The organism is Paenibacillus sp. J22P277 (assembly GCF_059383675.1).
This window is the reverse complement of sequence record NZ_JBXENS010000006.1, coordinates 1-14977: the sequence shown is the minus strand read 5'-3', so window position 1 is coordinate 14977 and position 14977 is coordinate 1. Positions and strand designations below refer to the sequence as shown.

16 protein-coding genes are annotated in these 14977 nt (G+C 58.1%); all 16 read left to right on the top strand.

The window, feature by feature from the left end:
• The first annotated feature begins 7 nt into the window (after nt 1-7).
• A complete protein-coding gene (locus tag AC50YL_RS20995; RefSeq protein WP_161744711.1) occupies nt 8-1156 on the top strand; it encodes an FtsW/RodA/SpoVE family cell cycle protein in 1149 nt (382 codons plus the stop codon).
• 65 nt (nt 1157-1221) lie between these two features.
• Nucleotides 1222-2010: a hypothetical protein gene (locus AC50YL_RS20990; RefSeq protein ID WP_494834503.1), complete on the top strand. Its 789-nt coding sequence runs from the start codon at nt 1222-1224 to the stop codon at nt 2008-2010.
• Between the two features lie 78 nt (nt 2011-2088).
• Complete coding sequence (locus tag AC50YL_RS20985; RefSeq protein ID WP_494834501.1) at nt 2089-3084, top strand: peptidoglycan DD-metalloendopeptidase family protein; 996 nt, start codon at nt 2089-2091, stop codon at nt 3082-3084.
• Entirely contained in the window at nt 3077-3964 is an 888-nt protein-coding gene (locus AC50YL_RS20980; protein WP_494834499.1) for a site-2 protease family protein, read from the top strand. Before AC50YL_RS20985 ends, AC50YL_RS20980 begins: the two co-directional genes overlap by 8 nt.
• A gap of 43 nt (nt 3965-4007) precedes the next feature.
• On the top strand, nt 4008-5234 hold the full coding sequence (locus tag AC50YL_RS20975; RefSeq protein ID WP_494834497.1) for an Rne/Rng family ribonuclease: 1227 nt from the start codon (nt 4008-4010) through the stop codon (nt 5232-5234).
• Nucleotides 5235-5420: 186 nt separating this feature from the next.
• Entirely contained in the window at nt 5421-5732 is a 312-nt protein-coding gene (gene rplU, locus AC50YL_RS20970) for a 50S ribosomal protein L21 (protein ID WP_161744716.1), read from the top strand.
• Nucleotides 5733-5743: 11 nt separating this feature from the next.
• Nucleotides 5744-6085 carry a ribosomal-processing cysteine protease Prp gene (locus AC50YL_RS20965; RefSeq protein WP_494834495.1) on the top strand — a complete coding sequence of 114 codons (342 nt, stop codon included), beginning with the start codon at nt 5744-5746 and terminating at the stop codon, nt 6083-6085.
• A gap of 14 nt (nt 6086-6099) precedes the next feature.
• Nucleotides 6100-6405 carry a 50S ribosomal protein L27 gene (gene rpmA, locus AC50YL_RS20960; protein ID WP_090641680.1) on the top strand — a complete coding sequence of 102 codons (306 nt, stop codon included), beginning with the start codon at nt 6100-6102 and terminating at the stop codon, nt 6403-6405.
• Nucleotides 6406-6538: 133 nt separating this feature from the next.
• Entirely contained in the window at nt 6539-7267 is a 729-nt protein-coding gene (locus AC50YL_RS20955) for a Spo0B domain-containing protein (RefSeq protein ID WP_494834492.1), read from the top strand.
• A 17-nt stretch (nt 7268-7284) separates the two neighbouring features.
• On the top strand, nt 7285-8613 hold the full coding sequence (obgE, locus tag AC50YL_RS20950; protein ID WP_494834491.1) for a GTPase ObgE: 1329 nt from the start codon (nt 7285-7287) through the stop codon (nt 8611-8613).
• Nucleotides 8614-8784: 171 nt separating this feature from the next.
• Entirely contained in the window at nt 8785-9222 is a 438-nt protein-coding gene (locus AC50YL_RS20945; RefSeq protein ID WP_494834489.1) for an ACT domain-containing protein, read from the top strand.
• A gap of 23 nt (nt 9223-9245) precedes the next feature.
• On the top strand, nt 9246-10532 hold the full coding sequence (locus AC50YL_RS20940) for a homoserine dehydrogenase (RefSeq protein ID WP_494834487.1): 1287 nt from the start codon (nt 9246-9248) through the stop codon (nt 10530-10532).
• Nucleotides 10533-10648: 116 nt separating this feature from the next.
• Entirely contained in the window at nt 10649-11626 is a 978-nt protein-coding gene (thrB, locus tag AC50YL_RS20935; protein WP_494834485.1) for a homoserine kinase, read from the top strand.
• Nucleotides 11623-12498 carry a prephenate dehydratase gene (gene pheA, locus AC50YL_RS20930; protein ID WP_494834482.1) on the top strand — a complete coding sequence of 292 codons (876 nt, stop codon included), beginning with the start codon at nt 11623-11625 and terminating at the stop codon, nt 12496-12498. Before thrB ends, pheA begins: the two co-directional genes overlap by 4 nt.
• Nucleotides 12499-12525: 27 nt before the next feature.
• Nucleotides 12526-13407 carry a branched-chain-amino-acid transaminase gene (ilvE, locus tag AC50YL_RS20925; protein ID WP_494834480.1) on the top strand — a complete coding sequence of 294 codons (882 nt, stop codon included), beginning with the start codon at nt 12526-12528 and terminating at the stop codon, nt 13405-13407.
• A 175-nt stretch (nt 13408-13582) separates the two neighbouring features.
• Nucleotides 13583-14977: LysM peptidoglycan-binding domain-containing protein (locus AC50YL_RS20920; RefSeq protein WP_494834478.1), on the top strand; the 1395-nt coding region annotated here is incomplete at its 3' end.

The window sequence follows — 14977 nt, the reverse complement described above, 5'->3', positions numbered from 1 at the left end:
TTGCGAAGTGCTGAATAAACTGAAAAAAATAGATTTGGGCATCATCTTCATCTTGCTCGCGCTTATGGCGGCCAGTACGCTGCTCGTGCACAGCGCCACGTACGGGAATCCCGAGTACGCGAACTACGACGTCAAGACCATGATCTTCTACGGCGCCGGATTTGCGATCGCGCTGTGCGCGTCTTTCTTCGATTACCGCGTGCTGCTGAAAGCGTGGCATGTGTTATACGGCCTTGGTTTGATTCTGCTGGTCGCCGTCTATTTGCTGGCGCCCGAGATCAACGGCGCCAAGAGCTGGTTCATCCTTCCCGGCGGGCTCTTATTCCAGCCGGCGGAGATGGTGAAGATCATTCTGATCATTACGGTCGCGTTCCTCATGGGGCGAAGGCAGGGCGATCCGCTCCGCATCCGGCAGGATTTATTCGTCGTCGCCGTCTTTTCGTTCGTGCCGTTCCTGCTCGTCATGATCCAGCCGGATTTGGGGAATGCCATCATCTATCTGGTCATCGTGCTCGGCATGTTATGGATCGGCAACGTGCGTTACACGCATGTGCTGATCGGGCTGTCGATCATCGTCGGCTGCCTGATCTTGTTCATGTCCTTGTTCAACACGTACAACCAGCAGATCCACGATTACATGGAAGATCACAACAAGACGCACTGGTACGTTCGGATCAACGGGTTCATCAATCCGGATACGGCATCCGGCGACGATGTGTATCAAGCGAATAAAGCCAAGATCGCCATAGGCTCGGGCGGTTTGACCGGTGACGGCTACATGAAGGGCGAATCCAAGAACCGGAAGTTTATCCCATATCCGTACTCGGATGCGATATTCGTCGTCGTCGGCGAGGAGTTCGGCTTCCAGGGAGCCGCGATTCTGCTGATGCTGTATTTCTTGTTGATTTACAGGATGATCATTATCGCCTTCCAGTGTTATGACTTGCGGGGATCGTTCATCGTCATCGGCATCGTGTCGATGTACGTCTTCCAAGTCTTCCAGAACATCGGGATGATGATCGGGCTTATGCCGATAACGGGCATTACGCTGCCGTTCATCAGTTACGGCGGGACCTCGCTGCTGCTGAACATGCTGTGCATCGGCATCGTGTTCAGCGTCAAGGTGCACCAAGAGAAGTACGAAATGGCCACGTAACCGTCCGGCATCGCCGGGCGGTTTTTCTTGTCCGGCGGCCGCAAGAAAGAGGAGGAGGAACCGTCGTGTTCGAGCACTACGTCGGCATCGATTATTCCGGCAAAGGTTCACCGCGGCAGAAGCATACCGCGATTCAGATCTACGAGTCGAGCGCAGACGCTCTCCCCGTACGGGCAGCCGGCCAGGCCAGCTGGTCCAGGGAAGGGACGTACCGTTTTTTGGCGAGTCGCTTGGATGAACAGCGAGCCGGGCAAAGGGGTGCGATGATCGTCGGGATGGACCATGGACTGTCGTTTCCGCTTTCTTATTTTGAGGAGACCACGCGGGTCAAGCCCGCATTCCACGACTGGATGGCGTTCATGCGTCATTTCGATGCGATATGGGGCGGGGTCAAGGAACAACCGGTCTCGTCGATTGCGGCGCCGACGCTGCCGTACGCGAATCCTTGGGAGCTGCGCTTGACGGAGAAATTCACGTCTTCGGCCAAAAGCGTGCTGAACCTGAATCCGACATTGATCTCGGTGGCGTTCTCCACGCATGCAGGTCTTCCGTGGCTGTACGAGCTCCGGCGCAGGTACGCCGACGTACTTCACGTATGGCCGTTCGACGGGCTTTTGCCGGATGGCGGCAGGAGCGTCATTGCCGAGGCGTACCCGTCATTGTTCTATAATCGCTATCAATACCCGCCGGAATTGACCAAGCGGGACGAGAAGGACGCGTACGCGGTATCCGTATGGCTGCGCGAGCAGGATGCCGGCGGCGCGCTGCGGCAGTACATGAGCCTGCAGACGTTGACCGCCAGCCAGCGAGAAGCCGTCGTGCCGCTGGAAGGATGGATTCTCGGCGTTTTATAATCCCCGGGACGAACTCATAACCCGTCCGACCGCCTCATATACTGGAGTGAACAAGCTGTATAGGTGGAGGGATAGGTTATGGATACGCGAAACAGCGTCCGCGAACGCAGGCAAGAACGCATCCGCCGGATCATGGAGAATAATGCCAAGCAGGCAGCGCGACAACAGTCTCAACCTCCGCAGCCTCAGCCGTTGAGGCATTCCCAGAGGCTGCAATCGGATCAAATGGCGCCGCTTATCGCGCCGAACCATGAGGATAACTATCCCGTCGGCCTGAACGTGCCGCCGGCAGGGTCAGGTCCGCGTCCGCATGAAGATGATCCGGAACGGCTGTGGAAAGCGAATCCCAATCCGTGGGAATCCGCGGGCTGGAACATCGCGCCTTTGCCAAGCAAGGATATCCGCGCCAGCAAGACGGGCGGTCCGCCGCCGGACCGGCCGAACGATTACCGGTTCATCGCGAGAGGGTTGTTTATTCAATCGGCCATCGCCGCGGCGCTGTTCGCGATCGTGTTCCTGATGTTCAAGGTGGATAATCCGGCAGCCAAGCAGGGGCAGGAGGCAGTAACCGCGGCATTGACGGAGAGCATGAATTTCGACGCGGCAGCGGCTATGTATAACAAATGGTTTGCAGGCGCCCCGTCGTTCATTCCGTTCTTCGGCAGCCATGGCGGCGAGGAATCCCGGCTTGCCGAGGGCGCCGTGGAGCTCCCGATCGTATCGCCGCTGCCGGCGGGCACGGTCGTGCGTTCGTTCGCGGAGACGCTGGGCGGCGTCGATATCGCGGGCAGCCCGGAACAGGCGGTGCTGGCGGCGGAGACGGGACGCGTCATCTTGGTCTCGAAGGACGGGAACGGCGGAGAAACCGTGGTCGTGCAGCATGCTAACGAGCGCGTGACGGAATACGGTCATCTGACCGGCGTGATCGTCGCGGCCAACGATTGGATAGAAGCGGGCAAAACCCTCGGGAAGCTTCAGGCGTCGAAGGAAACCGGCACCCAAAGCTTGCTGTTTTTCGCGGTGAAGGAGAAGGGCCGATACGTCAATCCGGCGGACGTCGTGCCGATTGATTAAACTCGGCGGCATCCGGTGGTCCGTTCATCCGCTGTTCGTGCTTATCATGCTCGCGTCAATCGTAACGGGGTACTTTGTCGAACTGCTGACATTGTTCGCGATCGTGCTCGTACACGAGCTGGGGCATGTCTTCGCGGCAAAAGGCTTCGGCTGGACGGTTCGCGAGGTGAAACTGCTGCCCTTCGGCGGGGTGGCTGAAGTCGAGGACGGGAGCGGGCTGCCGGCAAGAGAAGAAGCGCTCGTGGCGATCGCCGGCCCCCTCCAGAACGTCTGGATGGCGGGCGCCGCCTGGGTGCTCGGGCAAACCGGATTGTGGCACCAAGACTGGGCGGCTTACGTCTGCCAGGCGAATATCATGATCGGCTTGTTCAATTTGCTGCCGATCCTGCCGCTGGACGGCGGGAAGCTGATGCAGGCGGGACTGAGCCGGACGCTGACGTTTCACGGCACGTTGATTTGGGGTACTAGAATCAGTCTGCTCTTTAGCGCGTTAATGATCGTTAGCGCCTTAGTGCCGGCCGTGCTGAGCAAAAACGCGGTCCATCTACATTTGAACCTGGTCGCCGTCGGTTTGTTTTTGCTGCTGACCAATTGGACGGCGTACCGCAACATTCCCTTTCTTTTCCTTCGATTCCTGACCAATCGTGCCGTGTCGTCGTCCCGGTCGGTCTCGCGCGGGACCTGGGCTTTTCCGATCATCGTGCCGAAGGGTTACACGGTGTTGGCCGCGCTCCGGCTGTTCAAGCGGGACAGCTATCATTTGATCGTCGTGATGGAGGAGAAGGGGGACGTGCTGGGCGTGCTGCCGGAACAGCGGCTGGTCAGCGGATTTCTATCGGACGGAAAAGCAGACCGTGCAGTCTTGGAGCTTTTCATGTAAAATAGGTATCCGTGGAGACCGACTGAGGCAGGAGGTCAAGAGAATGAAGAAAATGCTGGTTCACGGTCAGAAAGACATGCTTCAAATCGCCATCGTGGACGATCAATCGCTGTACGAATACTATATGGAAAAGACGGAGAACGCCGGCCAGCTTGTCGGAAGCATCTTCAAAGCGCGCGTCGTGAACGTATTGCCCGGCATGCAGGCGGCCTTCGTCGATATCGGACTCCCGAAGAACGCCTTTCTTTATATCGATGACGTGCTTCATCCGCATTTGGACCGTCAGCCGAAGGAGAAGCCGCAGATCAACCAACTGCTTCATCCCGGCCAAGAACTGCTCGTGCAGGTCATGAAAGAACCGCTAGGCGGCAAAGGCGCCCGGGTAACGACGCATTTTTCCTTGCCCGGCAGGTTTCTGGTCTATATGCCGATTGCCGATTACATAGGCGTGTCCAAGAAGGTCAGCACCGAGTCGGAGCGATCGCGAATGCGCGCCGTCGGCGAACGGATCCGTTTGCCCGGCGAAGGCGTCATCATGCGAACGGCCTCCGAGGGCGAGAGCCTGGACGCGCTGCAGCAGGACGTGCAGTTCCTTAGGGAGCTCTGGCAGGAGATCAGGCAGCGGGGCGAGACGGCTTCCGCGCCGACGCTGCTGCACCGGGACGCGGATCTTGTGCACCGGCTGGTCCGCGACCTGCTGACGGCAGAGATCGACCAAATCTGGATCGACGACGGCTCGGTTTTCCGGAAGACGAAAGCTATGATGAAACGGCTTGCGCCCGCCATGCTGCCGCGGCTCCGGTTGTTCGAGCCGGTAATCGGCGGCGTTTCGCTCTTTCAGCAGGATCGTATCAACGAGCAGCTGAACGAAGCCTGCCAGCGCCGTTTCCGGCTCAAGTCCGGGGGCGATCTCGTCTGGGACCAGACGGAAGCGTTGACCGTCGTCGACGTCAACACGGGCCGATTCGTCGGTACCTCCGACCTGGAGGACACCGTGTTCCGCACGAACCTTGAAGCGGCCGAGCAGATCGCCAGGCTCCTTCGTCTGCGGGATGTCGGCGGCATCATCATCGTCGATTTTATCGACATGGAACTAGAGGCGCATCGCGAGCAAGTGATGCAGCTCCTCGAGCGCCACGTACGCTCCGATCGGACCAAATGCCAGGTCGTCGGGTGGACAAGGCTCGGTCTGCTGGAAATGACGCGCAAAAAAGTGCGCGAGCAAAAGCCGGTTCCGGCCAAGGAGCCGTCGGGCAGTCCGATATATTGACGAGTCCGGCATGCTATATTATTTCGTTGCTATCGGATATGATGTGTGATATTATGTTATGGTGTCTGCGATTGAGAACTGCGAATTGCCGGCCATTTACCGCACAGAACAGGTACATAAGCGCGTGAGAGCTCGCTTTCACGGCACCTGCATCAGGCGAGTCTTCGATATAAGGAGGTGCAACACATGTTTGCGATCATTGAAACGGGTGGAAAACAATACAAAGTGCAAGAAGGCGACGTTCTTTACATCGAGAAACTGGATGCTGCTGAAGGCGAGAACGTAACATTCGACCGCGTATTGGCTGTTTCCAAAGGCGAAGAAATCGTTACGGGTACTCCGGTTGTTTCCGGCGCTACTGTAACGGCGACCGTCGAGAAACACGGCAGAGGACAAAAAATCATCGTTTATAAATATAAAGCGAAGAAAAACTACCGCCGGAAGCAAGGTCACCGTCAACCGTACTCCAAAGTTACGATTGGCAAGATCCAAGCTTAAGAGGACAAACTATGATTACGGTCACCATTGAACGGCAGTCCGCCGTCGATTCGCGGATCGTATCGTTTGCGATAGAGGGACATGCCAAATTCGCCAATCCCGGCAAGGACATCATTTGCGCGGGGGTGTCGGCCGTATCGGTCGGCACGGTGAATGCGATCGAAGCGTTGGCGGGCGTCGAGCTCCCGGCTTCGATGAAGAGCGGCTGGCTCCGGTCCGAAATCCCCGCCGGAGAGGATGCGGCTTCCGATGCGAAGATGCAGCTTCTCCTGGAGAGTATGATCGTGATGCTCGAATCCATTGCGGCCTCGTACGGGAAGTACGTTGTCATTCGTCAACAATTTCGTGAATAAAGGAGGGAACATCCATGTTGAAACTGAATCTTCAGCTCTTCGCTTCGAAGAAAGGCGTAGGTTCCACAAAGAACGGACGCGACAGCCAATCGAAACGTCTCGGCGCTAAACGTGCCGACGGCCAAACGGTAACGGCGGGAAGCATTCTTGTTCGTCAACGCGGAACGAAAGTTCATCCGGGCAACAACGTTGGCATCGGTAAAGACGACACGCTCTTCGCGAAAGTGGAAGGCGTCGTGAAATACGAACGTTGGGGACGCGACCGCAAGAAAGTCAGCGTTTACCCGGTTGCAGCAGCAGCTGTCGCTGCAGCGGAATAAGCAACAATCCCCGGTCTGCTTGCAGACCGGGGTTTTCTTTTTTTATCTCCCCTATGCTTGTCCGGATGAACTTTCCGCTTACTCATGCTATACTGTTTAAGGTTAGGAAAGAATAGGAAAGTAGGCTCGATTCATGAATCGCACCCGATATTATGCGGCTGCTTCCGTCATTGCGCCTGCGGCGGCAGTATTAATTTGGCCCATGCACCGGTGGCTGCTGGCCGTCTTTCTGGTATGGATCGCGGCGGCGGCGTTTGCGTGGAACCGTTCTCTCCTGCGGGAACAGGCCGAACGGCTGGAGTTGCTCGAGAAATCGCTGCAGCAAACCGCGATTGCTACGCTTAATCATCACCGGCATGATTGGATGAACGATCTGCAAATTATCTTCGGCTATCTTCGAATGGGGAAGACGGATAAGACGATTCAGTGCGTGGAACAGATAAGGGAACGGATGTTGACCGAAAGCAAGATTGCCAAGCTCGGAATCCCGTCGCTCGTGATGTTCCTGCAATCATTCCGCACGCGAACCAATGCCATGATCATCGATATGGACATTGACGGCGAAGTGAATTTGGCCGAGCTGTTCCCCGACAAGGAACAGGCGGCGAATGCGATTATAGAGCTGATACAAGCTTACCGCGAAGCGGCCGTCTCGAGCAGCGGCGACGCGGCCAAGCTGATGATGGATATATCCGCGGACGAGGATAAGCTGCAGCTGTCGTTCCATTTCGACGGGAAGCTCGCGTCGGGCAGCGAATGGAAGAAGAATTGCGAGCGCGCGCTTCACGGTTCTCCGCTTCACATGGCGGAAGTGGATCATGGCAAGGGGACGTTGATCCTCGAGGCGCAGCTTGGACAATAGATGGAGGAAGCAAAGACATGTTTGTCGATAAGGCGAAAATTTTCGTAAAAGGCGGCGACGGCGGCAACGGGATCGTCTCGTACCGCCGGGAGAAGTACGTGCCGCAAGGCGGGCCGGCCGGCGGCGACGGGGGAAAAGGCGGCGACGTCATTTTCCGCGTGGACAACGGGCTTCGGACGCTGATGGACTTCCGCTACCAGAAGCATTTCAAGGGCGAACGGGGCGAGCGCGGCAAAGTCAAGACGATGCACGGGTCCAACGCGGAGAACACCGTGATTCGAATTCCGCCGGGAACGGTCATTTTGGATGACGATTCCGGAGAAATCATCGCGGACATGACGCAGCACGGCTCGGAGATCATCGTCGCCAAGGGCGGGCGCGGCGGACGCGGCAATACGCGGTTCGCGACGGCGAGCAACCCGGCGCCCGATTTCGCGGAAAACGGCGAAGACGGCGAAGAACGTTGGATCATCCTCGAGCTGAAGGTCATGGCTGACGTCGGCCTTGTCGGTTTCCCGAGCGTGGGCAAATCGACGCTGCTCTCGATCGTGTCGGCGGCCCAGCCGAAGATCGGCGCGTACCATTTCACGACGATATCTCCGAATCTCGGCGTCGTCGATGTCGGGGACGGCCGCAGTTTCGTCATGGCGGATCTTCCGGGATTGATCGAAGGCGCGCATGAAGGCGTCGGGCTCGGCCATGATTTTCTGCGGCACGTGGAGCGTACGCGCATTATTTTGCACGTGCTCGACATGTCGGGCTCGGAGGGACGGGATCCGTACGAGGATTGGGTAACCATCAACCAGGAGCTGGAGCTGTACAATCCGGTGCTGGCGGAGCGTCCGCAGATCATCGTGGCGAACAAGATGGACATGCCGGATGCCGAGGACAACCTCGCGCTGTTCCGGGAGCAGCTGCAGGCACGCGAAGACGAAGCCGAGCATCAGGTCGTGGCGATGTCCTCGCTGACGAAGCAGGGCGTTCAGGAGCTGCTCTATAAGGCGATGGACCTGCTCGAGACCGTGCCGGAAACCCGTCAGATCGAGGAAGTGCGCGACGTGGCGGAACGCAAGGTGTATACGCTGGACAAGGAAGAAGACCGCTCCTTCAAGGTCGGCAAGGAGAATGAGGGCTTCTACGTGGAGAGCGCCTACATCGAGAAATTCATGAAGCGCGTCAACCTGAACAACTCCTACGACGCGATCATGCGTTTCGCGAGAACGCTGCGCTTGATGGGCGTGGACGCGGAGCTTCGCAATATCGGGGCGAAAGACGGCGATATCGTACGAATCGGCGACTTTACCTTCGAGTTTTTCGAGGGAAGCGACTTCTATTACCACGAATAGCACGGAATCAGCTGCCGGGGCTGTGTTTGCATCTACTGCAGACGCGGCCGGGGCGGCTTTTTTTATACCTGGGATTTGCCGCATGCATGGAAATGACTATTGCCGCCATGTCGATTATTCGATATAATGTCCTCTATGGAAGAACAAATGTCTTCGATAGGAGGACGGTCAGTGGAGGAACGATATTACGTCGTTCGCGAGGATATGCTGCCGGAAGCAATCGTGAAGACCATTCAGGTCAAGGAAATGCTTCGCCGGGGCGATGCCGCCACCGTTCACGAAGCGACCGAGCGCGTAGGCCTGAGCCGGAGCGCCTTTTACAAGTACAAAGACGGGGTTTATGCGCAGGATCAGCTGAAGCGGGAAACGATCGTGACCATCTCCATGGACTTGGATCATCGCGCGGGCGTGCTTTCCAAGGTGCTCGGCCTCGTGGCCGGTTCGGAAGGAAACGTGCTGACGATTCATCAAACGATTCCGCTGCAAGGATTGGCCAACGTTGTGATTTCCGTCGATACCTCGCTCATGGGCGGGACGCTGTCCGAATTCACGGATGCGCTGCGCAGGCAGGACGGCGTCCGAAGGGCGTCCATCATCGGCCAAGGATAGACTATATACTGGAGGTTAACGGAATGAAACCGATTAAAGTAGGATTGCTTGGACTCGGCACGGTAGGAACGGGCGTCGTTCGCATCGTGGAGGGCCATCAGACGGATCTGCAAAGCCAGGTCGGATCCCCGATCGTTATCGAGAAGGTGCTCGTTCAAAATATAAGCAAGGTGCGCGCCATCAGCATCAATCCCGATAAATTGACGGAGGACGCTTGGGAAGTCATTCATAATCCGGAGATCGACGTCATCGTCGAAGTCATGGGCGGCATCGAGACGACCAAGAGCTATATCCTGGAGGCATTGGCCCGCGGCAAGCACGTCGTGACGGCGAACAAGGATTTGATGGCGCTGCATGGTCCCGAAATCCTGGCCGCGGCGCACGAGAACGGCTGCGACGTCCTCTACGAAGCGAGCGTGGCGGGCGGCATCCCGATTATCCGCACGCTGATCGAAGGCTTCTCGTCCGATCGCATAACCAAGATTATGGGCATCGTGAACGGGACCACGAATTATATTTTGACCAAGATGAGCAAGGAAGGCGCGGCATACGGCGATGTACTGAAGGAAGCTCAAGAGCTCGGCTATGCCGAAGCCGATCCGACTTCCGACGTGGAGGGGTTGGATGCCGCGCGTAAAATGACGATTCTGGCGACGCTCGGCTTCCGTGCGAACGTGGCTTTGGAAGACGTGGACGTCAAAGGCATCTCGGCGATCACGCGCGAGGATATTCTGTACGCGAAGCGGCTCGGCTATGAAGTGAAGCTGCTCGGCATCGCGGAGCGCCAGGACGATTACATCAGCGTCAGCGTGCAGCCGACGATGGTGAAGCTGTCGCATCCGATCGCCGCCGTGAACGGCGTGTACAATGCGGTGTACGTCTACGGCGAAGCCGTGGGCGAGACGATGTTCTACGGACCGGGAGCGGGAGAGCTGCCGACGGCAACCTCCGTCGTTGCCGATTTGGTGGCGGTCGTCAAGAACCTGAAGCTCGGCGTGAACGGCAAGCAGGAGCTGATCGCGTACAAGGAGAAGAAACTCAAAACCGACGAGCAGATCGCGTCGAAATATTTCATGCTGCTGCATGTGGCCGACCGCGCAGGCGTGTTGGCGCGCATCACGCAGGCGTTCGCCGAGCACGAGGTGAGCCTGGAATCCGTGCTGCAGCAGCCGAATCCGAGCAATCCGGAAGCCGAAATCATCATCATCACGCATGACGCGAACAAAGCGGCGGCCAAACGGGTCCTCAAATCGCTCGAAGCGATGGATGTCGTGAAGACGATCAAGAGCGTTTATCGCGTCGAAGGATAAGCAGGCGCGGGTAGTTGCAAGACAGGGAAGCGCAAGTAAATGAAGCTACGGATGAAGAACCTATGACGCACGGCATCGGTTAGAAACGCCATCCGTCATCTGGAGGGTGCGGGAGTATGATAAACGGCCAGGTATTGGTTAAAGTTCCGGCCAGCACGGCGAATCTCGGTCCGGGCTTCGATACGCTGGGCATGGCGCTGTCGCTTTACGCGTGGATCGAGATGGAGGCTGTCTCCGGCGGAGACACCGTTATCGAGCTTTACGGCGACGGATTGGAAGGCATTCCGACCGACAAGACGAACCTGACGTACAAAGTCGCTCGGCTCGTATTCGAGGAAGCCGGCCTGGAGATGCCGGAGCTGCGCATCGCCATGTACAGCGAGATCCCGCTTACTCGCGGGCTCGGCAGCAGTGCGTCCGCGATCGTCGGCGCACTCGTGGCGGCGAACGCGCTGGCAGGAAGTCCGCATAGCGAGGACAAGTTGTTCCAAATGGCTTCCGGGCTGGAAGGCCATCCCGATAACGTAGGGGCGTCGCTATTCGGCGGCATCGTCGTCTCGGCATGGGACGGGACGCGCGCCGAGAAGGTGCGTATCGCGCCGCACGAGAAATTGGAGGTGCTGGTGGCGATTCCGTCGTTCCAGCTGTCCACGGAGAAGGCGCGCCACGCGCTGCCTGAGAAGCTCGACATGAAGGATGCCGTCTATAATGTAGCGTGCAGCTCGCTGCTGGTGGCCGCGTTCGCGAGCGGCGATTTGGAGCTGATTCCGTTCGCCATGCGGGATAGGCTGCACCAGCCTTACCGGGCGCCTCTGGTACCGGGCATGTCCGAGATCCTGGAGCAGGCGACCAGCCGCGGCGCGCTAGGCATCGCGCTGAGCGGCGCCGGGCCGACGCTGCTGGCCCTGGTGGACCGGAGCAGCGACAGGAAGGCGGAGCTGGAGTCGTTCCTGCTGGAAACGCTTCGCGCCCATGGCATCGAGGCGGAAACGATGTGGCTCGCGCCTGCCTTAAACGGTCCGGAGCTGGCTATCTTCGGCGCAGGCAAGACAGTAACGTTCATGGAACGAATCAAAGGAGAAGTAAGGGCATGATAAGCGCAGCTTGTTTGACCAAAGGCTCCACGTCCGACGAAGCGGCCAGGTACATGCTGAACGGCTTCGGCGTCGACATTCGGTACGAGTATCACCGCATGATCGCGGACGTCTTCCTGTCCACGGCCGAGGGAAAAACGGATTATGCCGTCATTCCGATCGAGAACACGATAGACGGTTCCGTTAGCTTACATACCGATTGGCTGGTCGACGAGGTGAATTTGCCGATCCAAGCGGAGTGGGTCTACCCGTCGATTCAAAACCTGATCGGGGCTTCTTCCGAGCTGACGGAGGAAGGCGGAGAACTCGCTTACGGACGTATCGTGAAGGTCATGAGCCACCCTGTCGCGATGGCGCAGTGCACGCAGTATCTGAAGCGCCTCCTACCGCATGCGGAGCTGGAACATGTCGGCAGCACGTCCGAGGCGGTGCGCATCGTCCGCGACAATCCCGGGCGCGGCTGGGCGGCCATCGGGCAAGTATCCGCGGCGGCGGACAACGATCTCGCTGTTCTCGAACCCGCCGTCACCGACCATGACAACAATTACACGCGCTTCCTGCTTGTCGGCCGGGAGCCGTTCAAACTACGAACGTCGGAGAAACATAAGACGAGCGTCCTGATCACGCTTCCGGAGGATTATCCGGGTGCGCTGCATCAAGTGCTGTCCGCGTTCTCGTGGCGCCGGATCAATCTCTCGCGCATAGAGTCGCGGCCGACGAAGAAAAAGCTCGGCAATTATTATTTTCTGATCGATGTCGAGATGGCGATGGAAACCGTGCTGCTGCCGTCCGCGATCGCCGAGATCGAAGCGATCGGATGCCAGGTGCGCGTGCTTGGCAGCTATCCAAGCTTCACATACGAATCTCGTTAACTCATTTTCGGAGGTGCAGGTACGATCATGGCTGAACAAGTGATTTATCTCAACGGCGATTACGTGACCAAAGAGGACGCTAAGGTATCGGTTTTCGATCACGGCTTCCTTTACGGGGACGGAATTTTCGAAGGCATCCGCATCTACAACGGCAATATTTTCAAATGCAAGGAGCATCTCGACCGGCTGTACGACTCGGCGAAATCGATCATGCTGAACATTCCGCTTTCCTGCGGCGAAATGGAACAGGCGCTGGTCGAAACGATCCGGCGCAACGAGCTGCGCGACGGCTATATCCGGCTCGTCGTTTCCCGCGGTCCGGGCAACCTGGGCCTTGATCCGCAGCGCTGCCCGGCGGCATGGGTTATCATCATCGTGGAGCAGCTCGCGATTTATTCGGAAGAAGCGTACCGCGACGGTCTCGTGTCCGTGTCGGTCTCGCAGCGCCGCAATATCCCGGATGCGCTCAATCCGAAGATCAAGTCGCTGAACTACCTGAACAACATCCTGGTCAAAATCCAAGCCAACCTGGCCGGCGTCGGCGAGGCGATCATGCTGAACGCCCAAGGCTACGTGGCCGAAGGCTCCAGCGATAATATCTTCATCATCAAGCGCGGTGTCGTTTATACGCCGCCATGCTATGTAGGCGCCTTGGAAGGCATCACGCGCGCGACGATCATCGAACTGTGCGCGAAGCTGGGCTATGCGCTGAAGGAAGAGCCGTTCACGCTCCACGACGTATACGTGGCGGACGAAGTGTTCTTCACGGGCACTGCGGCCGAGGTCATCGCGGTACGCGAGGTAGACGGGCGTACGATCGGCGAGGGCAAAGCCGGCCCGATCACGACGCATTTGCTGGCGGAGTTCCGTAAAACGGTGGACGTCGACGGCGTGAAAGTGTACGAATAGGCAGGCAATGAACACGATTGAAGCTTTTTCTTGGCGCGAGCGCCGGGGAGAGCTTCAATTTTTTTTTATGAAGAAGGGTGACACTCGCCCACCTCCCGCATAGGATGTAGGGATTGATAACGGGCGTTTGCCGCGTCTGCCCAAGACGTAAAACGTGACAGGAGGTTTTTGTCGGGTGAAAATTCATATCGTAAAAAAAGGCGACACCTTGTACATGATCGCGCAAAAGTACAATGTATCGCTGGAAGAAATTTTAAAGCTTAACCCATCCATCACCAATCCGGACGAGATCGACATCGGCATGAAAATCAAAGTGCCCGCGATGCAAGGCGACGACATGGAGGTCATGCACCAGCACGTCGTGCAGCAGGGCGATACGCTCTGGAAGCTGTCCAAAGCGTGGGGCGTTCCGCTCGGCGATATGATCAAAGCGAATCCGCAGCTCAAAAATCCGAACGTGCTGCTGACGGGGGAAGTCGTAAACATACCTAAACCGAGCATGCCGGGCGCAATGCCGGAAATGCATGAAACGAATCACGGCCACAAATCGGGAACGGGCCATCACCCGCTTCATCCGTCGTCGGTCATGCAGGGCGTGCAGGGGCTCATGGGCAAAATCCCGACCGGCAAAATTCCGACGGGCAAAAAGCCGACGGGACCGAAGAACACCGCTCCGATACCTACGCCGGTTCCGATGCCCGAGCCGACGCCGGCTCCGATGCCGGTGCCGACGGAAGTTCCAATGGCAGAGAAGAAATATCCGATGCATCCGACCTACGAGCAAAACGTCGATTTGTTCAAACAGTACGGCATTCCCGCAACCGAGGTCATGTCGCTGCACGATATGCCGACAAGCCCGGTCCATAGCGGCTACGGCTACAGCCAACCGTCGGCCGTGTCGCCGGCGATGACAGGCGGCTACGGCATGCCGACAGCGGTATCTCCGGCAATGACGGGCGGCTACGGCTATGATATGCCGACGGCCGTGTCGCCGGCGATGACAGGCGGCGGCTATGGCATGCCGACGGCGGTATCTCCGGCGATGACCGGAGGTTATGGTTATGAAATGCCGACAGCGGTATCGCCGGCGATGACGGGCGGTTATGAAATGCCGACAGCAGTATCGCCGGCAATGACGGGCAGCTATGGCTACGGACAGCCGACCGCCGTCAGCCCTGCCGAAACGTCTCCCGGCCTGCCGTGGGGAGCGCCGAATTATGGCTGGGGATCGCCGATGGTGAGTCCTGCCAGCGATCAAGGCTACGGTTCCAACGCCGTATCGCCGGAGAGCACAGGCCCGATGGGCGGCTACGGCTACAATCCGTCGATGGTCTCGCCGGAGAGCATGGGCCCGATGGGCGGCTATGGGTACAATCCGTCGATGGTCTCGCCGGAGAGCATGGGCCCGATGGGCGGCTACGGCTACAATCCGTCGATGGTCTCGCCGGAGAGCATGGGTCCGATGGGCGGCTACGGCTACAATCCGTCGATGGTCTCGCCGGAGAGCATGGGCCCGATGGGCGGCTATGGGTACAATCCGTCGATGGTCTCGCCGGAGAGCATGGGCCCG